The following is a 25,526-nucleotide window of genomic DNA, read 5'->3' as shown; positions in this document are numbered from 1 at the left end:
GTTCTCACCGAAAGTCAGCATGAGCGAAGACATTTCGCCAACTCCAGAATCTGGCCCACCTAGCAGCACGCTGCAAGAGGCTTTGACGAAGTACGGAGCTCCGGTTCCTGCCGAGATCCGTGACCAATTGCAGCGTTACGTCGATATCCTGTGGGAAATCAACCAGTCGCTGAATCTGACGCGTCATACCGACTACGACAAGTTCGTTTCTCGCGACTTGATCGACAGCCTGGCATTGGCCGGGCAACTGAAACCAAACGAAGAAATCCTGGACATGGGAAGCGGCGGCGGGGTGCCTGGCATCGTGATCGCGATCCTGCGTCCCGATGTACGTGTCACTCTGTGTGACTCGGTGGGTAAGAAAGCCCACGCGATGCAAGCCATCGTCGAGAGGCTCGAGCTGGAAGTCCCGGTCTATCACAATCGTGCCGAAGAGATCCTGGAAGATCTCAGCTTCGACGCAGTCGTCTGCCGCGCGGTCGCTCCGGTGCGTAAGCTACTGCTTTGGCTCGAGAAGCACTGGTTGGCTGCCGGTCGCCTGCTGACCATCAAGGGTGGCCGCTGGGTCGAGGAAGTCAAAGAAGCTCGGCACCACAATATGACCAAAAACGTGGAGATCCGAAACGTCCACGAGTACGAGACTCCCGGCAACGATCACCCTAGTGTGATCTTGAAAGTTTGGCCGAAAGGTCGCAAAGAGCCTTGAGTTGATTCAACTTACGGCCGATTAGTGTCGTTGTTGATATTAGTTACGACCCCTATAATCAGGCGATTCTCTCCTGGTTTTCCTGACAGGCTTAGAGAACCGCACTTGCCGGCAGAGGGCACCCTGCGTGCCGACCAACCTGCCTAACTTAAACCCACAGCGATTGATCGATGTCCGGTTATCAGATTACGCATCTCAAACAGTTGGAAGCAGAAAGCATCCATATCATCCGCGAAGTTGCGGCCGAGTTTGAGAACCCAGTGATGTTGTATTCGGTTGGCAAAGACTCGTCGGTCATGGTCCACCTGGCCATGAAGGCGTTTTATCCTGCCAAGCCGCCGTTTCCTTTGATGCACGTCGACACGACGTGGAAGTTCAAGGAAATGATTCAGTTCCGCGAAGACTACGCTCGCAACGAACTGGGGCTCGATCTGATCGTGCATATCAACGAAGAAGGCAAGAAGCTGGGAATCGATCCGTTCGAGGACAGCGTTCGCCATACCGACTTGATGAAGACGGTCTCGCTGAAGCAGGCCCTGGACAAATACAAGTTCGACGCCGCTTTCGGTGGTGCTCGCCGTGACGAAGAAAAGTCGCGTGCGAAGGAACGTGTCTTTTCGTTCCGCGACCGCAGTCACCGCTGGGATCCGAAGAACCAGCGTCCCGAACTGTGGAATCTGTACAACACCAAGGTCAACAAAGGGGAAAGCATCCGCGTGTTCCCTTTGTCGAACTGGACCGAGCTGGACGTCTGGCAATACATCCACCTCGAAAACATCCCGATCGTTCCGCTGTACTACTCGGCCAAGCGTCCTGTCGTGTGGCGTAACGACATGTGGATCATGGTCGACGACGATCGAATTAAGCTCGAGCCAGGCGAAAAAGTGGAAGAGAAGATGGTTCGCTTCCGCACGTTGGGCTGCTATCCGTTGACCGGTGCGGTCGAATCGGAAGCGGTCACGCTCCCCGATATCATCCAAGAGATGCTGCTGACCACGACGTCGGAACGTCAAGGTCGAGCCATCGACAAGGATCAGGGAGCCTCGATGCAGAAGAAGAAGGAAGAAGGCTACTTCTAATCGCGAACTGGACGACCTTCCTCGCCACGAATCATTGAATACGAAGAACCATGTCTCACAAATCTGACCTGATCGCCACCGACATTCACGCCTATCTCGCCCAGCACGAGAAGAAGGAACTGCTGCGGTTCATCACGTGCGGAAGCGTCGACGACGGTAAGAGCACGCTGCTTGGCAAGCTGCTGATGGAATCGAAGGCGGCCTACGAAGATCAACTCGCTGCGATCGAGAAAGACTCGGCCACGCACGGTACCGTGGGGGGCGAGATCGACCCGGCCCTCTTCATGGACGGGCTCAAAGAAGAACGCGAACAAGGCATCACGATCGACGTGGCCTATCGCTACTTCTCGACTGCCAAGCGTAAGTTCATCGTCGCGGACACGCCCGGGCACGAGCAGTACACGCGAAACATGGCGACCGGTGCTTCGACCGCCGACCTCGCGATCATTCTGATCGACGCCCGTCATGGTGTGCTCACCCAAACCAAACGTCACAGCTTCATCACGTCGCTGCTGGGCATTCGTCATATTCTGGTCGCGATCAACAAGATGGACCTGGTTGATTACAGCCAGGAAGTCTACGAGAAGATTAAGCAAGATTACATCGACTTCGCCGCCAAGATGTCGGCCGATGACGTCCACTTCCTGCCACTTTCGGCGTTGAAGGGGGACAACCTGGTCGAGAAGAGCGAGAAGATGCCGTGGTACGAAGGTGCCACGCTGATGCACATGCTCGAGAACCTTTACATCGGTTCCGATCGCAATCTGCAAGACTTCCGCTTCCCGGTTCAATTGGTGAATCGTCCCGACTTGAACTTCCGCGGTTTCTGCGGAACTGTTGCCTCGGGCACCATTCGTCCCGGCGAAGAAGTGATGGTGTTGCCATCCAAGAAGACAACCAAGGTCAAAAGCATTGTCACGATGGATGGCGATGTCGAAGAAGCCTACCCGCCTATGTCGGTCACCATGACCTTCGAGGACGAGATCGACTGTAGCCGCGGCGATATCATTGTCCGTCCTGGCAACCGTCCGAAGGTCGACAGTCAGTTCGACGCGATGGTTGTTTGGATGTCGGAAGAACCGCTCGTGCCAGGCAAGCAGTACTTCGTTAAGCACGCGACCAAGACGATGACCGGAAGCATTTCGCGCGTCCGTTACAACGTCGATGTCAACACGCTGCATCGTGCCGATTCGCCAGCCTTGAAGTTGAACGAAATCGGCCGCTGCTCGGTCAAGCTGAACCAACCGGTTTGCTACGATGCTTACGCCAAGAACAAGACGACCGGCGCTTTCATTCTGATCGATTACATGACCAACCGCACCGTCGGTGCCGGTATGATCATCGATCGCGATTCCAGCGACCAGGACGAATTGTGGGACGTCGAAGGTGACGAAACCTTGCAGTCGTCGAAGGGCAATGTCTCGGTCGAAGAACGAGCCGCTCGCTTCGGTCAGAAGCCTGCCACATTGCTGCTGACCGGTTTGACCGGTGCCGGCAAGACGACGATCGCCTATGCCCTGGAGCGTCGCTTGTTCGACGAAGGCAAGACCAGCATCGTCCTCGACGGGCAGAACCTCCGCCGTGGTATCAGCAAAGATCTGGGCTACACCGCCGAGCAGCGGAGCGAGAACTTGCGTCGCGGCAGCGAGATCGCTCGCATGCTGAACGACTCGGGCGTGCTGTGTATCGCAGCCTTCCTGGCACCGAATGCCGAAGTTCGTCAGAAGGCAGCCGATGCGATCGGTGCTGACCAGTTCCTGACGGTTTACCTGTCGGCCCCGGTCGATGTTTGCCGCAAGCGTGATGACTCGGGCATCTACGAAAAGGCCGACAGCGGCGAGATCACCAATTTTCCAGGTGTCAGTTACGACTACGAAGTCCCGGAAAACGCCGATTTGGTGTTGCCAACGCACGAGTTGGGTGTCGACGAGTGTGTCGATAAAATCTATGAACTGCTTCAACAGCGAGGCATCATCGACTAGGAACGACCCCGCCCACTGGGTGGGGTTGGTGGCAAGATAATATCTATTGCCTCATTCCTAAAGAATTTCGATACTTTCAGCCGCCATTGATTGATCGCCATTTGAGGATGCTGGAAGTGAAGTCGCTTATTCGCGCGCGGCACGAGCTGCGCCGTCGAACTCGAACTGCCTGGAACCGTCTTGTGGGGACACCACCCCCAACTCACTTCGATCTGTCGAAGTCGTGGGTGGAAAAGAATTGCGCTAGTGGTTCGGTGGCAGATCTCGAGCCTGCCCGAGAAGTGGTCGGCCCGCCGCGAACGATGGGTGGTACCCTCGAAGCGATTGAACCGGTTCTCGATCAAACCAGGGGAGCGAAACACGCGACTTTCTCGAACTATATCTACGGTCCAGTCCAGCGAAATCTGGAAGGGGCCTCGCTCACGAGCTTAAAGCAGGCCCGCGTCGCTTCGCGCGGCGTTGCCGTGATCACCAACGACAATTGCCATCTGCCCGATTTCGGGATGATCCGTTTCCCTGGGATGAGCGACCACGGCACGATTCCGCAATATTTGCATCAAGGTTACCTGCCGCGACTGAAGAAGGTTTCCGGAACGCTCGGTGTGATTTCCTTCGGCTGGTCCAGCAACAACTACTTTCACTTCCTCACCGAAGCGATTCCAAAGCTGCGTTTGTTTGCCAAGGCGGGCGTCACCTACGACAAGCTGTATGCTCCGATGAGCCGCCCGTATCATCGCGAGATGCTCGCTCTCTTCGGCGTCGATACGAAGAAAGTCATTCCGGAAAGCTACCACGCGCATGTTCAAGCCGACATGGTCTGCGTTCCCAACGATCAGCATCCAGTTCGCGAAGAAGAGACGCAGTTTCTTTTCGAGACCGCTGCCAGCTTGCCCTGGTCGAAGGTAAAGCAAGAGCCTCGCAAGTTGGTCTATGTTTCGCGGGGCCGCATGAAGCTGCGCAACTGTTTGAACGAAGACGAGTTCATGCCGAAGCTTGAGCGACTAGGCTTCGAGCGGCACTTTCTCGAAACAATGTCGGTCCGCGAGCAGATCGAATTGTTCCAACAGGCCGACGTGATCATGGGACCCCATGGTGCCGGCCTGGCGAACATGGTCTTCGCGCCTCCTGGGGCGAAGGTTATTGAACTGGGAACGCCTTATCGTCCTTACGATTGCTTCGCAGAGCTGGCCGCGGCCTGCGGTCATTCGTTCTACTGGCACGTGGCCAAGCCGATCGAAGGGAACATCGATACGGAAGAGTCGAACTTGTGGGTCGACGCCGATAATCTGATCGACTTTCTGCATCAGCACGAGATCGTCGTTGGCCCCACGGCGGCGCCATCAGGGCCCGACAAAACGAAGCGACGTCAGATTGCCGCTTAGGGGGGAACCGTTTAAAATTCCGGTGCCTCAACCCATCCGGAGCCTTCCCTCATGCCTAGCTTGACGATCGAGAACTACGTTAAAGCGATCTATCAGATCTCTTTACAGGCACCGGAAAAAGCAGCGTCGACCGGTGAGATATCGACTGCCCTGGAAGTCTCGCCCGGCACGGTCACCAGCATGATGAAGACCCTCAGCGAAACGGGTCTGGCCTCGTATACCAAGTACGAAGGGGTTCGCCTGACCGACAGCGGTCGGAAGCTTGCCTTGCGCGTCTTGCGGCGTCATCGTCTGATTGAATTGTTTCTGGTGCACACGCTCGATCTAGCTTGGGATGAAGTCCACGAAGAGGCCGAGAACATGGAGCACGCCGTCAGCGACTTCCTGGTCGATCGCATCGATCAATATCTGGGCTATCCCTCGTCCGACCCGCACGGCGATCCAATCCCGACTGCTGACGGTAAGATTCGCACCGAACAAGGGGTGAAGCTCACGCAGTGGGAACCGGGTAAGCCATTCCGCCTGGTGCGCGTGATGGAGCAGAGCTCGGACTTTCTGCGCTATCTCAGCGAAGAATCGCTTCAGCCGGGATGCGAAGCGAAGCTGATTTCCTGCCGCGCCGAAGCAGGCATCGTAACCATCGACATCGAAGGCCGGGTGACCGCACTCGGTTTGGAAGCGGCCGAGAAGTTGATGGTAACCGCGGTCTCTTAAACCCCTTGCTGCGAGCCTGGGGGCGGCGTCGTGGGCAAATGTCCGAGCGAACGCCGGACCATGGTCAGCTGACCGCTGTGCAGACCTTCGTGCCAGATCGCCGTTTCAAAGACCTGACCATAGTCGGCCAGGAAATCAGGCGTTCCGTCGGGAGTCTTCGTGCTGAGATCGTCATCGCTGAGACCTCCCAGGATTTCGAGCAGCACCTGCCGACGATCGTCCATGTAGGCCCGCACTTCTTCGATCGGCGGGTAATCTTCCAGCTTCGGCGACGGGGTCGAGCCGAGCCCGAACATCTCTTGATAATCGTCCTTCGCGAGTTGCTTTTCTGGGGCCAGCAGCGAAATGAAGAAATTGTCGGTCGTCGCCATGTGCCCGATGAACCAAAGCGCGTGATTGCTCTGATTGCAGACCTGGGCGACCCAGTCTTCCGGCTTTTGAAAATCGCCCAGAATGCGGCATGTAAACCCACGAGCCGATTGAAGCTGATGTTGCAGGCGTTCGATCATCGACATGAAAAGAAGCTCCTGGGAAGCAAATCATAGAGGTCGGTCAGACGACTGGCCTGCATTGCGAAGGATCTCCATGAAGCTCGCAATTTGCTCGTCGCTGTATCCCTCGAAAAAAGTATGACGGACTCGCTCTTGTAGTTGAGCGATCACCGGTTTCAACTCCTCGATCGTCGTCAAGCCGAGATCGGTCAAATAGATCCGCAAGGCGCGACGATCGGCAGGGTCCCGCATGCGGCGAATCAGCTTCGCCTTCTCGGTTCGATCCAGCAAACCGGTCATGCTGCTCGCATCCAGGTGAACCTGATCGGCCAGTTCGCTCGGCTTTTGACCGTCGCACGAATGAAGGCACGAGAGCATGAACAGCTGCGCCGGAGTTACATCATAAGATGCCAAGCCTTCGGTATAGATTCGCGAAATTTTTCGCATCGCTACACCTAGGTGAAAGCAGAGCAGGTCGTCCTTTTTCCAGGTCATGTGGGAACAATTTCGATCGAGTAACAGGCCGCGCACCGTTATTCTACAAGGCACGCCAGGAAGGGAACACAGTCGTGGTGGGGCTGGCAGGACTGGGGTGGGAAGTTAAAGGCTAAACGGGGCGAACCGTAACGACTACGCCCTTAAAAGCGGGGGTTTTCGATTGGGGGTCGGCCGTACGGGACACCAAGGTATTGGCTTCGGGGTAATACATCAGGGCGTTGCCTGGTTTGATGTCAGGGAAGACATGGACAGTGAAGCCATCGATCTTGCCGATGTTCGATTGGATCGACACCTTCTGCCCGGCCGAAATTCCCAGACGCTGGCAGTCGTCGGGATGCATCACAATCACATCACGGCGGTCGATTCCGCGATAGATGTCATACTCTTCGTAAACCACCGTGTTGAACTGACCCTCACTACGCACCGTCATCAGGCGAAGTTCATTTTCGCCGGTCCCCTTCAGGTCAGGGATCTCGTGCGTGTGCAGAATCAAGCGGCCACTTGGCGTGGGGAACTTGGGCGTGTGGAACGTTCGCCCGTCGATCTGAAACTCTTCTTTGGTCTTGTCGATCGAGGCGATCTTTTCGAAGCCCGGAACCACCTTTGCCAGGGCGGCGCGAATTTTGTTGGTGTCTTGCATCGATTGCCAGTCGATCGGCGTGCGGTCTTCGAGCACACCTTGAGCAATTGAAGCGATCACGTCGACTTCGCCGCGCGGGCCAGCCAGCCGACGTGGTCCACCTTCCGACATTCGAACGTAGTTGAACATCGATTCCTGGGTGGTCTGGTAAGGCTCTTCATCGCGAGCCAGCACCGGCAGGATGATCGTTTCCTTCGCCAGCCCATGCGCGTGGCCGGTATTGAGCGTCGTGCTTAAGTACACCATCGTATCGAGCTGCTGAATCGACTCTGCCGCGAACGCCAGGTCAGGGTTCGATCCATATAGATTGCCCCCCAGGCAGAAGCCCATCTTCAGCTTGCCAGAGTGAGCATCTTCCATGCAGCCAAGCGTATCGAGCCCCGGCGTCGTGGGCAGTTGCACGCCGTATTCTTTTTCCAGCCCGTCGAAAATCGCCTGCTTCAGCGTTGGGGTCACACCGACCGAGCCAATGCCTTGCACGTTGGAATGACCACGGATCGGCATCAGGCCGCAGCCCGGCTTGCCAACCATGCCTCGCAGGGCTGCCAATGCCGCGATCGCTTGGACATTGTTCACACCATGGGCATGATGGGTGATGCCCATGGTCCAGCTGAAGATGACCCGTTCGGCCTGGATATATCGCTGTGCTATGTCTTCGATTTTCAGCTTGCCGACGCCCGACTTCGTTTCGATCTCGTCCCACGAGAGGTCACGCAGGTAGGCCAGCCACGCCTCGGAGTTTTCGCAATGGTTATCCAGGAAGTCCTGGTCCTGGCCTCCCACTTCGAGGACGCGCTTGGCGATCCCGCACAGCAGTGCCAGGTCGCCGCCGATGTCGGGCTGGACGTAGAGCGTGGCGATCTTGGTGCCGAACAGCATGCTGATCGGATCGCTCGGGATGCGAAAGTTCACCAGACCCGTTTCGACTACCGGATTGATCACAATCACTTCGCCGCCGCGACGACGGACATGCTTCAGCGTCGACATCAGTCGCGGGTGATTGCTGGCAGGGTTGCCACCGATCACGAAAACCAGGTCAGCGTGCTCGACATCCTCGAGCACAATCGTCGCGGTGCCACTGCCGATGGTAGTGGCCAGGCCGACGCCGCTTGCCTGGTGGCAATAGTAACTGCAATTGTTGACGTTGTTCGTACCGTACAAGCGAGCGAACAACTGCAGCAGGAAGCCTGCCTCCATGCTACTGCGACCGCTGAAGTACCAGAAAGTCTCGTCGGCGGAAAGTTGCTTCAGCTTGCCAATCACGCGGCCAAGTGCTTCGTCCCACGAGATCGGACGATAGTGCTGCGTTTCGGCCTCCCATAGCATCGGCTCGGTCAACCGACCGGCATGCTCCATCTGGTAGGGAGTGAACTTCTTCAGCTGCGGGATGCTGTAGGTTTGCCAGAACTCGGCTGGAATGGCTCCCTGCATGTCGGCCGCCATGGCCTGCATCGACTTCTTACAGACTTCGGGGAAGGTGCCACGTTCGTTGACCATGCCCCCTTTCTGGCCACCCATGCCGAGCGCACACGTTTTGCACGCATTCTTGCTCCGCATTGCTTTCCAGAACTTCCAGTACCCGCCCGCTTCACGCGCTTTTTGAAACGTGTACCGAATCGCTTGCCAGCCGCCGCCACTGGATGGCTTTTTCATATCGGGTCGTCCTGTTGTTCGGGTGGGGCCAAAAGGGTGATCGTCCGAGATTTCCCTCGCTGGAGTCATTCTAGCAAATCGGGCACTCCAGGAAATCCATCCGCGCATAAGGAGGGTCCGCGGTAAGGATCAGATGCCTATCGAAATCTTATGTTCGATTTCGTCAAGCTGCTGAGCCGCACCGCGGACCCTGCCAAAGTTTACGAGGTCAGGTCGCGACTATTCGGAGGCGACGTTGACGTAGACCTTCAAGGCCGAGTTGTCTTCGACCAGCAGTCGCATCATTTCGGCGTAGTTTTCCAGGCCGTCGACTGGGTTGGTCAGAATCTTTTCGGTCACGCCGGGGTACATCATTTCGCCCAATGCGAGATCGCGGATACCCATCTCGAAGTGATCGCGGTTGGCGTTCACGCTACCCAACAGCAGCTTGTTGCCCAAAACCCATTCCAGGTTGATCTTCGAGGTTGGCAACTCGTGCTTGTCGCTGTCGCCGGTGACACTGGTGAAGACCAGCACGCCGTTCAAGCCGAGGTACTTCATGCTCTCGAAGGCGATGATGCTGCTACCGGTCGCGTCGACGATGATATCCGGGCGGCCTGTCTTCTTGACCAGTTCGTCGAGGTCGGTGTCTTTGGTGGCAACGTAGGTTGCTTCCATGCCTTCGACGATTTCCGACTTCAGGTGAGGACCAGCCGAGCGGGCAATCGTGCAAACCTGAAGGCCACGCAGACGCAGAGCCAGGGTTGTCAGCAAGCCGATCTGGCCGGCACCCATGACCCAGGCCACCTTGGGGCTCCAGACCTTCATGCGACGCTGAACTTCGTAAGCCTGATGAACGGCCTTGGCGGCACAGCTCATTGGTTCCATCAGCACGTGCAGGTGGGTCAGACCTTCTGGCACGCGAATGATGTAGTCTTCTTCGTCGACGAACTTTTCGGTCAGGTAACCATGCAGCAGGTTGATACCGCGTTCGTAGTAGGTTTCTTCGCTGGTCATGTCGTAGGTGCCGATCTTGTCGTAGATCGAGCCACCGGGACGACGGACCGTCGCGGTGACGTAATCGCCTGGCTTGAAGCGGGTGACGTTCTCGCCGACGGCTTCGACGATGCCGAACGATTCGTGACCGATCACCATGAAGTCGTCCCCGGGAGGGGCGTTGCCGTAGAGGGCTTCGTTGATTTCCTTGTCCGTGGCATCGACGCCCACCTTCAGAACCTTCACCAGCACACCCTTGCCGTTGGGGAACTGATCGAGGGTGGGTTCAGGAATGTCACGCAGGTGAACGCTGTTAGGTGTCCCGGGTTTAACCGCAATCGCCTTCATAGGGAGCCGACTCGTCAGAATGAGGGAGTGTAAGTTGGTGGACGCACGTTTTGCGTTAAAGCAGGACAATTTAACATAATGACCCATTTGGAGGAATCGGGAGATAGCACGAGAATCAAGGAAGTTTCACGAACATTCAGCCCGCCAACATGCTCTTATCGATGTGATTCGTAATGAGCCAGCACTTACCAGGTATGAGGAAAAGATGACCGATCTTCCACCTTTCCAGCGATATCTCGACCTTGCCCCCGAAGCTGATTGCGTCGAAACGCTGGCCCGGCAATTCGAAGAAGAATTTCCGCGACTGAAGCTTGTCTCGGAAGAAGAGGCCAGCATCGTACACCCGCCGTACGCGTGGACCATCAAAGAGGTGATTGGCCATCTGAGCGATACCGAGCGGGTCTTTTCGTATCGAGCACTCCGCTTCGCTCGGGGAGACACGACGCAGCTACCAGGGTTCGATCAGGATTTGTTCATGGCGAACTCTAACTTCAATGACCGCCCGTATCATCAACTTCTGCAAGAGCTCTACCTGATTCGCCAGTCGACGATGGAACTGTTCCGCACCCTTCCAGAAGGTGCGCTCGACCTGGAAGGGACCGCGGCCGGATATCAGTGGACCGTCCGCAACCTGGGGCGCTGCTCGGTCGGCCACGTCCGTCATCATGCGGCGATCATTCAGCAGCGACTGGCTGGCGGAGGTTAGTCCTCTCGGAGAAGTCGCCTTCAGAACAGCGGCAGCCTGCTTAGCGTTGCCGCTGTTGTTGTTGGCGTGGCGAAACGCGGGCATCGATTTCGCGTTTCAACTGCATGAACTCTGGGTTGTTGGGAACCAGCTCCATCAGGTTGGCGATCGCCTGATCGGCTTCGTCCCAGCGTTCGAGGTACTGCGAGATTAATACATACATCAGTGCGTACTGAGCATTGTTCGGGTCGAGCTCTTTGGCCTTCTTGTACGCATCGAACGCTTCGTTGAAGAACGGCTCCGCTGTTTCCGGAGAGGTATGCTTCGCCGCCATATACAGCGCCGAGCCATACTGGTACTGCAGCGGGGCGAAGTTCGGTTGTTGGCTGACGTCCCGTTCGATGTTCCTCAATTCCTCGATGCGAAGCCGGGCGATTTCCACGGCCCGTTTGCCGAGGTCTTCCGCCATCGCTTCGGCGGCGGGTCGCTGGCCCTGGATCACCAGTTGCCGCATTTGCTGTTCTTCAGAATCTTGGCGCTGCTGAAGCAACGTCACAAGATTCGAACGCGGCCCGGTGAAGCCAGGATCGAGGCGAATGGCGGTGCGATATGCCTTCTCCGCTTCCGGGATCTTGCCCATCCGCTCGTACAGCACACCCATCGAAAGATGCGAAGCGGGTTGATCGTTGTCGCGCTGAATCGCGTCCATTGCCTCGGACAGTGCTTTCACGAATGCTTCGCTCTCGCCGCGAAGTTCGAGTGCCCGCGAATCCTCATTCGCCAGCGACCAGGCCGCGGCGGTACGGACTGAACGATCCTCGTCGTTAAGCCGGATTAGCAAGGCATCGAGCACTTTGGCTTGCAGGTTCGGCGAAAGAGGCGGAACGTCCCGCAGCGTTTCGATCGCTGCGATACGAACCTGAGGATCTTCATCCGACATAAAGCGAAGGGCGGCTTGAACCGAGTCTTCATTCAGATAATTCGCCAGGTACATCATGCCACTGGCGCGAACGATCCCTGGCAGCTTTGTATCACGAACCATCTCGACCAGGCCTTCGCCAGCGGTCGGTTCGTTGCTCCAGGCTCGGGACAGCTTATGAGCGTAATGTTCTTCTTTCGGGATCTTCGACGTGTCGCCATACCACTGGTTCACAGCATCCAATGCCCATCGATCCACGCCTGCCAAGCCGGCCTTCACGTCTTCGTCACCGGCCCGAGCAAGGGCCAGCCACTGATCGTAACGGGTAACATCGGGATGCTCTTCGCGCGGTAGATCGGCTTTGTCGAGGTGGCACTTGGTGCACGCGTTCGGGGTTCCCAGTTCAACCGACAGATCGGGACGCGGGATACGAATGCTGTGATCGCGTCGTGGGTCGACTTCCATATAAGTCGTCTCTGGCATGTGACACTCGACGCACGAGGTCCCTGTCGAGCCGGTCTTATGGAAATGATGGGCTGGCGTATCGTACTTACCGGCGGGATGCTGATGGCACGAAGTGCACAGCAAGTTGCCTTCGAACTTCAGCTTGGTTGTGTGTGGATCGTGGCAGTCGGTGCAGCGGATCCCTTTGTGGAACATCTTGCTCTGCAGGAACGAGCCGTATACATAGTCTTCTTCCATGATCTGACCGTCGCAGTAATAGGTCTGCGGGGCGATCAGTTCGTTGTTGTACTGATCGTAGTAGTTATCGCCCAGTTGATAGCTCGGGCAGATCACTTGGCGGCGCGAGTGACACGTTCCACAGGTTTCGACCTGGGTAAGTTGCGCTTCGGTCGAATCCCCCTTCAGCTTGCGGAGACCATAGCCAAGGTTACGATCCCAGAACAAGCTGGTCGCGTTGGCCAGTTCCACGTGCGCGCTGCCAGGACCGTGGCAGGTCTCGCAGTTGACATCGATATCGGTGAAGGTCGTGTGATAACTGTTTGTGGCCAGATCAAAGTTCTTCTGCAGATTGGTCGAGTGGCAGTCGGCACAGTAGTGGTTCCAGTTCTGTGTGCGACCGGTCCAGTGCAACGGATCGTCGACGGCGAGCTTCTCTTTCACATCCGGAGGCGAAAGATAGAACCACTTTTTTAGAACCGTGTCCCAAGATTCGCGCAAGACTTGCACGCGACCAATCGAACCGGGAGGCGAACCAGGCGTCGGCGGCTCCATTTCGACCATGTATTGCTGCAGCGGATGCACGCCGAAGACATACTTGATTTCGTAGTCGTGCATCTGGCCGTCAGGGCCTTCGGTGTTGATCATGAACTTGCCATCGCGACGGAACATCTTGGATGTCAGGTCGTGATGCGGAAGTTCCGCGTTGTTGAAGTCGGCCAGCACCGTTTCGTCGGTTGCCAGGTCCATCGCCAGATCGTGGTCGGACCCGGCCCACTCGGCGTGTTCTTTCTCGTGACACTTGATGCAGGTATTCGCCCCCACATAAGTGACCTTCGTGTCGGCGGGCATCGCGTAGTACCAATCGGCGGTGACGAGCGATCCCAGAACCAGGATCAGAAGAAGACTACCCCCGGCTGCCAACATCCAGCGCGGCATCGTTTGGGAAGGGGCAGGGGACTGCTTGCGTTTTTGCTTGCGAGATGCCATGGAGTGCTAAGAGAAGTAGGCAAAGGGATTAGCGCGGCGGGAAACATTCCATTATTACGGACAGCCGCGACAATAGGAAACCAACTGCATGACGCCCAGGCATCAATTCCGCAAAACAGCCGCGCGACTGGAGCAAACGGTCGATCTATTCCGCATTTTCCAATGGTGAGCCGCCCCGCAGACAACTTTGTTTAGCAAGAGGACGGCACCCCGTTGACGAACTAGACCGGAAAAATTAACTTCTAGAGTTCCTAAGGCGGCATAGCTCAGCTGGTTAGAGCAGCGGAATCATAATCCGCGTGTCGGGGGTTCGAGTCCCTCTGCCGCTACTTTTAAGCTGTTTGACAGCCTCAACTTACATCAAACCGGTCTGGTAATTGCCAGTCCGGTTTTTTTGTTGCGCGGTTCCGTAAAGAAACTCGACCCCGGGTGCGCGTTCCAAGAGTGGACTGGGGTTGGATGGCTTGTCGAGTGCTAGCTCCAAGGTGGAGCCACTGCCGTCCGCGTTCGGCCGACTGCGAGGTTCCCCTTCGCCGATGGCCATCGTGACGAACCCTTTTCAGGCAGGGGACCATGCAACGGAATGCGCGGGGGTTATTTGCTCCTTCAAGGGAACGTTTGGCCCAATCAACGGTAAAAACCGGACTTTTCTTTCCTGCTGGCCGGAACTTGCGATCTTAACGCAGGTTTAACATTCTATCGCGGTTCGTTATCCACCAGCCCTTGGCCTTTCTGGCACATCTTCTCGCCACGTGGAACGATGACCGCCTGTCTTCAGCCGATTTCCGTCGGTCGAATCACTCGATCCGAAACAGACCTTTACGTGCGCTTATGGAATTCCTGGAAGTCCCTCTCTTCGATGCCGACCTGTTCAAGTTGCTGGTCCGGTTCCTGATCAACCTGTTTTTTCTTTCGCTGATTGTTGTGTTTGGGATCTATCCCAGTCAGCGGCAGCGAGAGTTCGCTTTCACGGCGGTGATGTTGAACATCGTGGTGTTCTTCATCTGCTTCACGATGAAGAAGCTCGAGCTTGACCTCGGCCTCGCGCTGGGGCTGTTCGCGGTGTTCGGCGTGTTGCGGTATCGAACCGATTCGATTCGGCCCAAAGAGATGACGTACTTGTTCATCGTGATTGGGATCGCAGTCATCAACTCTTTGGCGAATAAGAAGACCAGCTACACCGAAGTCGCCGTGGTGAACTCGGTGATTTTTGCTTCGATGCTGCTGAAGGAGACCTTGGTAGGAGCGGATCCGGAAAAGGTGAAGCCCACCACAGGCAGCGAAAAGGAACCCACCAACGGCAACGGCAAGGCAAATAAGAAGGACAAGCTTCCCAAGTACAGCATCGAATACGACCGCCTCGAGTGGTTGGGAGATGACCATCGAGAAATGCTGTTGAATGACTTACGACAGAGAACGGGCCTGGATGTCGTTCAAGTCGAAATCAAAACGATCGATCTACCCCAAAACAAAGCCACGCTCACTATCTGGGTGAAGCCATCCGGCCCGAATCCAGAGAATCAAGCTTAACGGCCAAGGCCGCTACGAAGTTGCACCTTCGGCATCAAGACTCGAGAGTTTACCTTATGAAACGTTCGATCATTTCGCTGGGATTACTCCTGTTGGTATCCCTCTTCACAACAACTTCCGTTGCCCAAGGACCTCCTGGTGTTGGAGGCCCTGGTGGCCCCGGCGATCAGGGTGGCCCTGGCGGACCCGGTGGTCGCCAAGGGGGATTCCGAGGTCCCGGCGGTTTTGGCGGGGGATTTGGTTTTGGGGGTGGTCGTGAAGATCGCAAGCTGGTCAAAGAGTTCGACCTGGACGAGAACGGTTGGCTCGATCGAGCCGAACGCGCGAAAGCCCGTGAAGAGGTCAAATCGGAAGGTGGTGGCGGCCGTCGTGGAGGTGGGAATCGACCCGCCCCGAGCCCAGGCCCGAAGCTTGCTCCGGCAGACGTCAAAACTTATTCCGATGCGGGGCTATACGATCCAACTGCCTTACGCACCCTCTTCTTCGAGTTTGAGAACGAAGATTGGGAAAAGGAATTGGAAGACTTCCACGGAACCGATGTCGAGGTGCCTGCGAAGCTGACGGTCGATGGCAAAGTCTATCCGAACGTCGGAATGCGATTTCGAGGGATGTCCTCGTACGGCATGGTGCCGACCGGCTACAAGCGATCGTTCAACGTCAAGCTTGACCTGGCTGATGAAGATCAGGAACTCCTTGGATACAAAACGCTGAACCTGCTCAACTGTGCCGGCGATGAATCGCTGCTCAGCACGGTGCTTTATTCGCACATCGCCAGTCAATACATCCCGGTTCCGAAAGCGAATCACGTTCGCGTGGTCATCAATGGCGAAAGCTGGGGCGTTTATGCGAACGTTCAGCAGTTCGATAAGACCTTCATTTCCGAACACTTCGATCCTTCGAAGGGGACCCGTTGGAAGGTCAGCGGAAGTCCCAATGGTGACGGTGGTCTGCGTTACATGGGCGAATCGACTGAAGAGTACGAACGCCGCTACGACATGAAGTCGAACGATGGCAAGAAGGCATGGGCGGCTCTCATTCGACTTTGCCGCACGCTGGAAGAAACCCCACCTGAAAAGCTGGAACGCGAACTGGAGCCGCTGCTCGACATCGACGAAACGTTGAAGTTCCTTGCGTTGGACGTGGCCTTGGTCAACAGCGACGGCTATTGGACGCGAGCGAGCGACTACTACCTGTTCCTCGATAGCGACAAACGCTTTCACCTGATCCCTCACGATATGAACGAAGCGTTCGCAGATGGTCGCGGCGGCGGTCGTGGTCCCGGTGGTCCCGGTGGTCCCGGTGGTCCCGGTGGTCCCGGTGGGCCGGGCGGTCCACCGCGCGGCATGTTCCGTGGTGGTGAAGGACCTCCGATGGGAATGGGACGGGGTGGTGCCGAAGGTCCACCTCCAGGCATGGGACCAGGCGGGTTCCAGGGGCCACCCAATCGCGAAGGTAATCGTGGTGAGGCCCAGCCGGGCAATAATCCACCGCAAGGGTTCGGCCCTCCGGGTGGCGAGCCGAACGAACGTGGTTTCCGCCGCGGAGGCCCAGGTGGTCCTGGCGGGCGAGGTGGCATGGGCGGCCCTGGCGGCCCCGGTCATGGTGGTGTCGAACTCGATCCGCTCGTGTCGATCGATAATCCACGGATGCCTCTTCGCAGCAAGCTTCTGGCGGTGCCAAGCCTGCGAAAGAAGTATTTAGAGTACGTCCGCGAGATCGCCGAAAAGTCGATGGCCCCCGGCGAGATCGAGCCAGTGATCAAGCAGCACGCCAAGTTGATTGAAGCGGATGTCGCCTCCGACACGCGGAAACTTGGTTCGCTCGAAGGCTTCCAACAAGTGACCACGGTCGACGGATCAGGTCGCGAAAGCCAGGGATCGTCGCTGAAGAAGTTCTTCCAGGAACGACGTCAGTTCCTGCTGGATTACAAAGACCCCGGTTCAGCCCGACCCTAGGTCTTGGAGATCGAACAGTGGCTCGACGCGAATCCGCCTCGCGCCACTGTTCCCTTCCCGCCCGATCATTGTGCGGGCGAACTCTTTTCGGTTCGAGCGATGATATCGAACCATTGGCCGTAATGCTTTCCGTCGAGTTCGATGTCGAACGGAATAATCTGAATGCCTGGCCGGGAAAGCTCGTCGCTGGCTTGCAACTCGATCGAAAACTTTTGCCGGCTTCGAGGCGGAACGGTTCCTTCGAGCACCACAGGCCTGGCCGTGATGCCAGGCGGAAGAACCAGTTCGATGCGATGTTGTTGTGGGGAATCGCGGAAATTGCGAACCGTCACCTCGACCTTCTTTGGCTGACCATCGCTTAGGTCGACTCGGTAGGGATAGGCTGAGACCCAGTACGGATCGAAAAGGTATTCGTAGTTCGTTTCCGGTAGCATGTCGCGATAGAGCTGTGCCATCTGCTTCGACCAGGCATGGTATCGCCGCAAGATGCCTTCCGGCTCCGGCATCACGTACGAGTGGGCGGCCATCACGATATCGGGTTTCAGGTCGAGCAAATATTGGCTCCCTAGAATGTGCCCTTCTTCCAGAATGGCGCTGTTGCGGCAGACGACGCAGTCGTGGGCGGTTTGGTTTTCATCGGTTGGATCGCCGAAGAGATTGTCGCCGGTGAACGCAATGCGTTTGCCATCGATGTCGAGCCACAAGCAACAACCAAACTCGGTTTGGCCCGGCAGCCAGTCGACCTGGATCTGGTAGCCCTGCCAGTCGATTCGCTCGCCGGCACGAAAGCCTTTGTCGATCTTCATTCCGTCGAAACCATCGCCGTAGGTGTTCACCAGCGCCGCGTAGTCGTATCGGCCCGGATTCTCGCAGCGGTCGACGATCTTGTCGAGCGTCCACGCCTCAGCCCCGTACTTCTCCTTCAGCATGGGCCCCAGCAGGAAGTGATCGCCATGCATGTGCGAGATCCAGAAAGCATCGATCTTCGTCAGTCCCAAGTGTTGCCGCGCCCCAACGATGATTTCGTCGAGGACCTGGGCGGGAATCAGGCCACAGTCAAGGATCAGCCCGTGCCCTTTATCGGAGATCAGCATCGCGAAATTACGCCCCTGAAAATCATGACTCAGCTTGTAGAGGTGAGGCGTGATCTGGTTCAGATGGGGCACCTTGGTCGGAACGGAGATACGGTCCCGTTTAGCGGGATCTTTGTCGAAGACCGGGTACCCGCGTACGTAAGCCGCTCGAAACTGCTGCAACCGCTGACGATAGGCTTCCAGTTGCTGCGTGGCGTTATGGATCGGGGGCCCTTGGACTGGAAGAATGACGTCGATCTTGCGATTGGTTAGCTGCTCGACGGACGTGAGCAGCGCATCGATGCCGGCGGCAAAGCCGTAGTCCCATTCAGAATCGAACCAGTTGGTAAGCCGGGCACCATCGTGCATCAGCCCACCACTGAAGGCGACGGCTTGGTCGTGCTGGCGAATCACGTAGGTCATCTCGCCTGGGGAATGGCCTGGCGTCGCGAGGCAATCGAACGTCAAGTCGTACCAGGTTATCTGCGAGTCAGCCGTTTGAACTTGATCGAATTCCACCGGAGTGTTGGGTGGACGAACATAACTGGCGCCATAGACCGAATACTTGTCGCCAAGCTTCGGATGCCATTTGCGGAACGTGGTCGGCGAAGCCAGGATCTCGGCCTCGATCTGCGAAGCAACGACCTGAACGGTTTCCAGATCGAGCCGGCCGATTCCTTGCAGGTTCTCTCGATGGTGATTATTTACCAGCAGACAGGTCACCTTCTTCACGCCAATCTTGGGCAACTGATCAACGACGGAGCCAGCGCCGATGTTGACCAGCAAGGCTTCATCTTGATGCTTCCAGACGTAAACATTGCAGGTATCTCGCCAGGCATAAAGGTTAGGAAAGCGATCTGGCAGCGGGCGAGTCAGTTCCGCTGGTGCAGCGGTGGCGATCGATACGAAAGCGAGGCAAAACGACGGCAGAAAGATCCCGATCCAGTTTCGCATGGCGTGGCTCGCAAAGGGAAAGGCTTCAGGCAGTTGGCGTTCAATCTACTCTCGCAATTCGGGCAATGCAAAACGTTTTGAGGTCTCAGGGATTGCAGACGGCGTAGTTGCGGGTTCGCGAGAGAGGCGAAAATCGAAACCAATGCGGAGAGATGCCGAGATGGTCGAGCTGAAGCGAACGCGACTGGCGCTGGTCAAGTTGACTGTAGTAATCGTGAAATTGGGATCGTTGATCGCCCTGTTCCTTCCCACCAGAGCGGCGACTAGATTCAGGGGAATGCGGTGGGAAAGCGTTTCGTCGACATCCACAAAAAAACGGGGCAGACCAAAGGCCTGCCCCGAAAGGTGTTTCTGATGCTGACTACGAGGTTCAAACGTGCTCTTCGGTCGGCATCGGCTGTTCGACAGGCTGCTTTGGTGTCTTGTTGTGATGACGCCGCGTGGCGAGCGTATCGAGGATCGGCGAAATCAGCGCGGTCCAACCGGTCTGGTGGCTTGCCCCGAGACCCTTGCCCGTTTCGGCATCGAAGTACTCGTAGAACAACACCAGGTCACGCCAGTTCGGATCGCTCAACAGGACATCGCTGCGGCAGTAGCTCGGTCGATCCCCTTCGGCATTGGCCAGGAACAACTTCGATAGACGCTTCCGAATTTCGTCGGCAACCTCTTGCAGATTCATGTACTTGCCTGAGCGAGCAGGGCATTCGACACGCATCGTGTTGCCATAGAACTGGTGATAACGTTCGAGTGCTTCGATGATCAGGTAGTTCAGTGGGAACCAGATCGGGCCACGCCAGTTCGAGTTGCCCCCGAACAAACCGCTGTCCGATTCAGCCGGCTGATACTGGACGCACAGCTTCTCGCCGTTGAGTTCGTATTCAAACGGATGCTGCTCGTGGTATTTCGACAGCGAGCGAATTCCGTACGCCGAGAGAAATTCGTCTTCGTCCAAAAGGTAACGCAGCATTCGCAGCAAGCGTTCCTTCGTTGGAATTGCGAGTAGGCGGCGACCTTCGTCCGAGCCGTTCGGTTCGTGTTCCATGTAGGTCATGAACTTGGCCAATTCAGGACGGAACTTCAGGAACCATTCCATACGCTTGCGGAACTCAGGTAGCTTCTCCATCGTGCGATCGAACAGCACGTCGACCGTTAGCAGAGGAATCAGCCCGACGATCGAGCGAATCTTCAGCGGAATGCTGCGACCGTTGAGGTGCAAGTGATCGTAATAGAAGCCATCTTCTTCGTCCCACAGTCCGGTACCGTCAAGCGAGTTCATCGCTTCCGCGATCGAGACGTAGTGCTCGAAGAACTTGGACGCCATATCTTCGTAGGCAGGGTTGCCATCGGCCAGCTCGAAGGCGATCGACAGCATGCTGCTGCAGAAATACGCCATCCAGGCCGTACCGTCGGCTTGTTCGAGGTGGCCACCCGTCGGCAGCGGTTTCGAGCGGTCGAAGATCCCAATGTTATCGAGCCCGAGGAACCCACCGCTAAAGACATGCTTGCCACGGATATCTTTGCGGTTCACCCACCAGGTGAAGTTCAGTAGCAGCTTCTGGAAGACCCGTTCCAGGAAGACACGGTCTGGCATTCCTTCAGCGGCGGTCATCTGATAGACCCGCCAGCAGGCCCAAGCGTGAACCGGCGGATTGACGTCGCTGAAGTTCCATTCGTACGCCGGCAGTTGCCCGTTGGGATGCATGTACCATTCTCGCAGAAAGAGAATGGCCTGATCCTTGGCGAAGAACGGATCGATCTTGGCGAACGGAATCAAGTGGAACGCCGAATCCCACGCGGCATACCAGGGATATTCCCACTTGTCCGGCATCGAGATGATGTTGCGGTTGTACAAGTGCCCCCAGTCCGCGTTGCGAGGGCTTGGTTGCCCTGGCATTGGATGTGCCTGGTCTTTCTTGGGATTGTTTTTGCTTTCTAGCCAACGCGGGATCACGTAGTGATAAAACTGCTTGGTCCACAGCAAACCGGCATCGGCCTGGCGAAGGATCATTTGTTCCTCGACCGAAAGCCCTGGTGCGACACGCGACTTGGCGTAGCGGTTGGCTTCGTCGATACGTTGATCGAAGGCATCATCGAAGCTGGCACCGAATGGCTGCACCGGCAGATCATCGATCGGAGCCAAACGTAAGCGGAACTGCACCGCCTGACCGGCTGGAACGACACACTTGAAGTGCGGAGCGGCCTTGGTGCCGGATGGTGTTGGATTGACGACTCCATCGACTTCTTCAACCACCGACAGGTGGAAAGCATCTTTGCAGGAAGGACGCCGGCTGTTGGGATCTTCAAACCGCCAGGTGTTCGTTTCGTTTTCAGTGAACATCCATGTTGGCTGCTCGCCATCGGGCCCGGCGTCGACGTAGATGCGGTATTGTCCGAGGGTCTCGTGCTTGACTTCAACTTCGTCTGGACCGACCAGGGTGAGAGATGGTTTCTTTTCTGGCTTCTCGAGCGTTGGTCCCCAGGCCCAAGTATTGCGGAACCACCAGGTGGGTAGGAAATGCAGCGGGGCGTCTTCCGGACCACGGTTCGAAATGGTGATGCGAATGAGGACATCTTCAGCGGTCGCTTTGGCGTACTCCGCTTGGACGTCGAAGTAGCGTTTCTCGTCAAAGATGCCGGTATCGGTCAGCTCGTACTCTGGCTCTTGGCGCGATCGACGGGCGTTCTCTTCGCGAAGATGCTGGTAAGGGAACTCGGCTTGCGGGTACTTATACAGGGCCCGCATGTACGAATGGGTGGGAGTCGAATCGAGGTAGTAATACGCTTCCTTGACGTCTTCCCCGTGGTTCCCTTCCGGACCGGTCAGCCCGAACAGACGTTCCTTCAAGATCGGATCGTTCTCGTTCCATAAGGCCAGGCCAAAGCAGAGGCGACACTGGCGGTCGCACATGCCCAACAGGCCGTCTTCGCCCCATCGATAGGTTCGCCAGGTGGCTTCCTCGTGGGTGAAATTCAACCATGGATCGCTTTCGGCCGTGCTCTCACGAACGGTGCCCCACTGACGCTCCGCCAGGTAGGGTCCCCAACGCCTCCAGTTGGCACCCTTTTCCCTCTGGGCTTCCGAGGACAACCGTTCCCATTCCGCTTCTGGCATACTTCTCCCGTCTTATTCTGCGGGTCCCCGTGGGATGCCCACAAAAGATGCTAATCGTGCGCGCTAATCTAGCGTGTTTCCGTGTTCCTCACGGTTGTAACACGTCCAGGAAATGTAGATCCCAATCTATGCGAATCTTATTCCCATTCGCGAAAGTGGATCCTGAATTTGGGGCCGCACAGATTGCGGAAACGTCATAACTGGCACACATGCGTGTTCAGCCGCATGCATCCCCCTACAGTAGCGGTTTAGGGTAACGTCTCGCGGCCCTCAACGACGTTGACAGCCAATGATAGCAGGTGGTCCAGGCTACCTCGCAACTCTTGCGAAAGCTTTTCGACTCCTTCGATGTTCTCGCTGCGGGCACGTTTCTCGATCTCGACTGCAATCTGGCCTGCTTCGGTTGGCCCGATAATCCGCAGCGAGCCCACAATTGTGTGGGCTGCTCGATAGATCGAGTCCTTTTGCCTGCCGGCGATCGCCTGGTCGAGCTGACTGAGCAGTTCTGGCGTTTCTTCCAAAAACAGATGCAACAAGTCGAATAACAGGTCTTTGTCGCCATCGCAAGCCCGAAGTGCATGCGACCAATCCATCGAACTCGGCCTCTTGGCGGCGGGCGGCGACACCGCGGCTGGCTCTGAAGAAGCAAAGAACTGCGAAATAGCGTCGTGCAGTTCCTGGATTCGTAGTGGCTTCGACGTATAGCCATCCATTCCGGCGGCAAGGCATTTCTCACGATCGCCCGACAGCGCATGAGCAGTCATCGCAATGATCGGAATGTGTCCCCCCCGAGTTTGTTCGTGTTGGCGGATGGTCTGCGTCGCCTGAAGGCCGTCCATTTCAGGCATTTGTACGTCCATCACGATCAAGTCGTACGTATTGGCTTCCCACATCTGGACCGCTTCTTTACCGGTGGTGGCAAGGGTGACCGTATGCCCCCATTTTTCCAGAAGCGCGATGGCCAGCCTTTGATTGGCTCGGTTGTCTTCGGCCAGCAGGACATTCAACGGACGAATCCGAGGCAGTCGACTTGCGGTCGATCCTTCGTGATCGTCCTCGGGCGCGGCGACGCCCAAAGCGACAATGATCGCGTCGAACAGTTCAGACTGTTTCACCGGTTTCATCAGGAAGGCACTGATGTCGAGGTTCTCGCCGCGGCCACGCGTCGAAGGTCGATCAGAGGAACTGAGCACGATCGCCAGCGTTTTCTCCAAACTGGGGATCGCCCGCATCGAGGTAATCAGATCGAGCCCATCGCGTCCCGGCATTTCGACATCGGTCAGCAGGATCGCGTAAGGATCGTTGATTGACTTGGCTTCCTTCAGCATGGTCAGACCCTGTTCCGCGTTCGCGGCTGACTGGGCCCGCATTCCCCAACTGCGAACGATTTCGTCGAGGATGGTTCGATTGGTGGCGTTGTCGTCGACGATCAGCACATGCGTGCCTTGGATGCGTGCCGCCGATCGCGGCTGACCGATTGGGCTAACGCGATTGATCGGGAAGGGAGCTTTAAAGTGGAATGTGCTTCCAGTGCCAACCTCGCTCTCGACCCAGATCTCGCCGCGCATCAAATCGACGAGCCGAGCACAGATCGCCAGTCCCAGACCGGTACCGCCATAGTGCCGGGTCGATCCGGAATCGGCTTGTTCAAATGCCTCGAAGATGGTGCTCAGTTTGTCTTCCGGTACACCGATGCCGGTATCGCGAACCTGGAAGTGAAGCAACACGTTATCGCCATCGGTCGATTCGACCGAGACGTCGAAGTCGATTTCGCCCTGTTCGGTGAACTTGATCGCATTGCCAACCAGGTTCACCACAATCTGACGTAATCGATGTGAATCTCCCTCGATCACCGCAGGAACTTCTGGGGCAAAATGGCAGGTCAATTCCAGCCCGTTGCTGCCGGCTCGGATCCCGAGCGGCTTCATCATATCGCCAACCGTTTCGCGAATGTCGAACGGCTTCGAGATCAAATCGAGCTTGCCGGCTTCGATCTTCGAGAAGTCGAGGATGTCGTTGATGACTGACAAAAGCGACTCACCCGACTCGTGGACCATCTTCAGATAGTCCCGCTGCGTCTGGGTGAGCGACGTATCTAGAAGCAGTTCGGCCATGCCGATCACAGCATTCAGCGGCGTACGGATCTCGTGGCTCATGTTTGCCAGAAATTCGCTCTTGGCCCGGTTCGCCTCTTCGGCGGCTTCCTTGGCGTTTCGCAAGGTTTCGATCGCCATTTGGCGCTGGGTCACGTCCCAGAAGATCGCTTGGGTGCCGACGATGGTTCCCTGGGCGTCGCGAATAGGGGACTTGATGACCTCGACCCAGGTCGTGTGGCCATCGGTGGTGTTCTCTTCAATGTCGCGAAACTGTTGACCTGATTCGGCGACTTTGCGGTCGTCTTCGCGAAACTTCTCGGCGACATCATGGGGCGAAAGATCGAAGTCCGTTTTGCCGAGGATATCGGCGACGACATGTCCGGTGAACTCGCTGTAGGCCTGGTTGGCGAAGATGAACCGGCCGTCGAGATCCTTTTGCAGTACGCATACCGGCAGCGTATCGACCAGCCCGCGATAGCGTGCTTCGGAATTTTCGAGGGTCGATTCGGCCAACTGCCGGTGCGTTCGTTCGATGGCGTAGCGGATCGATCGCGTCAGTGATCCGGAATCGATTTGTTCTTTGGGAAGGCAGTCCTGGGCACCTTCCTGGATCGCCCGCGAAGCAAGTTCCCGGTCGGAACGGTTCGCCAGCACCACCATCGGAACACGGGGGAACTGGCTGTGAACCGACTGGATTGTGGCGACCCCGGCGCTATCGGGCAGATCGAGATCGAGCAGCACAACATCGACTTCCCCTTGCCGCAGATGAGACAGACCATCCTCGAGACGCTCGACGTGGGCGAGCGAGAATTGTTCCTCCGTTTCGCTGAGAAACTGCTGGATCTGACCAGCTTCGTCGGAAGAATCTTCAATCAGAAGGATCCGTATCGATGGGGGCATAAGCCAATACGTCCTTCCCTGGGCAGAGGCGCGTCCCAGGAAGCGGCATGAGGTTGTGGGGTTTGAGGCGGAAAGCCAACAGCCGAATGGGAAAAGGCCAGGGCTACCACTTCTATTTTAGGTGGAACCATGACGCCGGAAAGGGATTGGTGAGATTCTTTCG

General features: G+C 56.8%; 16 protein-coding genes and 1 tRNA gene. 9 read left to right on the top strand and 8 right to left on the bottom strand.

Annotated features, from left to right (window positions below; translation table 11 throughout):
- The first annotated feature begins 19 nt into the window (after window positions 1–19).
- The 5 genes from rsmG (at window position 20) to AB1L30_RS23530 (ending at window position 5,863) form a co-directional block, all read left to right on the top strand.
- Window positions 20–706, top strand: coding sequence for a 16S rRNA (guanine(527)-N(7))-methyltransferase RsmG (rsmG, locus tag AB1L30_RS23550; RefSeq protein ID WP_367016597.1), 687 nt, complete (start codon window positions 20–22; stop codon window positions 704–706).
- 170 nt (window positions 707–876) lie between these two features.
- A complete protein-coding gene (gene cysD, locus AB1L30_RS23545) occupies window positions 877–1,785 on the top strand; it encodes a sulfate adenylyltransferase subunit CysD (protein ID WP_367016595.1) in 909 nt (302 codons plus the stop codon).
- Window positions 1,786–1,835: 50 nt separating this feature from the next.
- Entirely contained in the window at window positions 1,836–3,767 is a 1,932-nt protein-coding gene (gene cysN / locus AB1L30_RS23540; RefSeq protein WP_367016594.1) for a sulfate adenylyltransferase subunit CysN, read from the top strand.
- A gap of 182 nt (window positions 3,768–3,949) precedes the next feature.
- The gene (locus tag AB1L30_RS23535; protein WP_367016592.1) at window positions 3,950–5,149 is read left to right on the top strand and encodes a glycosyltransferase family 61 protein; all 1,200 of its coding nucleotides are present in this window, start codon (window positions 3,950–3,952) and stop codon (window positions 5,147–5,149) included.
- Window positions 5,150–5,200: 51 nt separating this feature from the next.
- Window positions 5,201–5,863 carry a metal-dependent transcriptional regulator gene (locus AB1L30_RS23530; RefSeq protein WP_345093080.1) on the top strand — a complete coding sequence of 221 codons (663 nt, stop codon included), beginning with the start codon at window positions 5,201–5,203 and terminating at the stop codon, window positions 5,861–5,863.
- On the opposite strand, the gene AB1L30_RS23525 is transcribed toward AB1L30_RS23530, so the two are convergent.
- The 4 genes from AB1L30_RS23525 to AB1L30_RS23510 all read right to left on the bottom strand — a co-directional run bounded on the left by AB1L30_RS23525 (window position 5,860) and on the right by AB1L30_RS23510 (window position 10,468).
- Complete coding sequence (locus AB1L30_RS23525; RefSeq protein WP_367016590.1) at window positions 5,860–6,378, bottom strand: DinB family protein; 519 nt, start codon at window positions 6,376–6,378, stop codon at window positions 5,860–5,862. The two genes, AB1L30_RS23530 and AB1L30_RS23525, sit on opposite strands and share 4 nt — an antisense overlap.
- 24 nt (window positions 6,379–6,402) lie before the next feature.
- Window positions 6,403–6,849 carry a MarR family transcriptional regulator gene (locus AB1L30_RS23520; protein ID WP_367016588.1) on the bottom strand — a complete coding sequence of 149 codons (447 nt, stop codon included), beginning with the start codon at window positions 6,847–6,849 and terminating at the stop codon, window positions 6,403–6,405.
- Between the two features lie 112 nt (window positions 6,850–6,961).
- Window positions 6,962–9,145, bottom strand: coding sequence for an FdhF/YdeP family oxidoreductase (locus AB1L30_RS23515; RefSeq protein WP_367016586.1), 2,184 nt, complete (start codon window positions 9,143–9,145; stop codon window positions 6,962–6,964).
- Window positions 9,146–9,364: 219 nt separating this feature from the next.
- Window positions 9,365–10,468: a glucose 1-dehydrogenase gene (locus tag AB1L30_RS23510; RefSeq protein WP_367016584.1), complete on the bottom strand. Its 1,104-nt coding sequence runs from the start codon at window positions 10,466–10,468 to the stop codon at window positions 9,365–9,367.
- Between the two features lie 205 nt (window positions 10,469–10,673).
- Here AB1L30_RS23510 and AB1L30_RS23505 point away from each other — a divergent pair, with 205 nt between their 5' ends.
- Window positions 10,674–11,174, top strand: a complete 501-nt coding sequence (locus tag AB1L30_RS23505) for a DinB family protein (protein ID WP_367016582.1) — start codon at window positions 10,674–10,676, stop codon at window positions 11,172–11,174.
- Between the two features lie 40 nt (window positions 11,175–11,214).
- Here AB1L30_RS23505 and AB1L30_RS23500 read toward each other — a convergent pair whose 3' ends face one another.
- The gene (locus AB1L30_RS23500; RefSeq protein ID WP_367016580.1) at window positions 11,215–13,743 is read right to left on the bottom strand and encodes a cytochrome c3 family protein; all 2,529 of its coding nucleotides are present in this window, start codon (window positions 13,741–13,743) and stop codon (window positions 11,215–11,217) included.
- A gap of 255 nt (window positions 13,744–13,998) precedes the next feature.
- Between AB1L30_RS23500 and AB1L30_RS23495 the strand changes: the two genes are divergently transcribed.
- The 3 genes from AB1L30_RS23495 to AB1L30_RS23485 all read left to right on the top strand — a co-directional run bounded on the left by AB1L30_RS23495 (window position 13,999) and on the right by AB1L30_RS23485 (window position 17,228).
- Window positions 13,999–14,072: transfer RNA gene (locus tag AB1L30_RS23495), tRNA-Met, on the top strand.
- A 502-nt stretch (window positions 14,073–14,574) separates the two neighbouring features.
- A complete protein-coding gene (locus AB1L30_RS23490) occupies window positions 14,575–15,273 on the top strand; it encodes a DUF4956 domain-containing protein (protein WP_367016579.1) in 699 nt (232 codons plus the stop codon).
- 56 nt (window positions 15,274–15,329) lie between these two features.
- Window positions 15,330–17,228: a CotH kinase family protein gene (locus tag AB1L30_RS23485; protein WP_367016577.1), complete on the top strand. Its 1,899-nt coding sequence runs from the start codon at window positions 15,330–15,332 to the stop codon at window positions 17,226–17,228.
- Window positions 17,229–17,293: 65 nt separating this feature from the next.
- Here the strand turns inward: AB1L30_RS23485 and AB1L30_RS23480 are convergent, their stop codons facing one another.
- The 3 genes from AB1L30_RS23480 to AB1L30_RS23470 form a co-directional block, all read right to left on the bottom strand.
- A complete protein-coding gene (locus tag AB1L30_RS23480) occupies window positions 17,294–19,255 on the bottom strand; it encodes an MBL fold metallo-hydrolase (RefSeq protein WP_367016575.1) in 1,962 nt (653 codons plus the stop codon).
- A 370-nt stretch (window positions 19,256–19,625) separates the two neighbouring features.
- Complete coding sequence (locus tag AB1L30_RS23475) at window positions 19,626–22,367, bottom strand: glucosidase (RefSeq protein ID WP_367016573.1); 2,742 nt, start codon at window positions 22,365–22,367, stop codon at window positions 19,626–19,628.
- 248 nt (window positions 22,368–22,615) lie between these two features.
- Window positions 22,616–25,363 carry a response regulator gene (locus AB1L30_RS23470; protein WP_367016571.1) on the bottom strand — a complete coding sequence of 916 codons (2,748 nt, stop codon included), beginning with the start codon at window positions 25,361–25,363 and terminating at the stop codon, window positions 22,616–22,618.
- Window positions 25,364–25,526: the final 163 nt, after the last annotated feature.

The organism is Bremerella sp. JC817 (assembly GCF_040718835.1).
In the GTDB taxonomy this organism is placed as follows: Bacteria; Planctomycetota; Planctomycetia; order Pirellulales; family Pirellulaceae; genus Bremerella.
The sequence above is the reverse complement of the archived record's forward strand: the minus strand, read 5'-3'. Positions and strand labels throughout refer to the sequence as shown.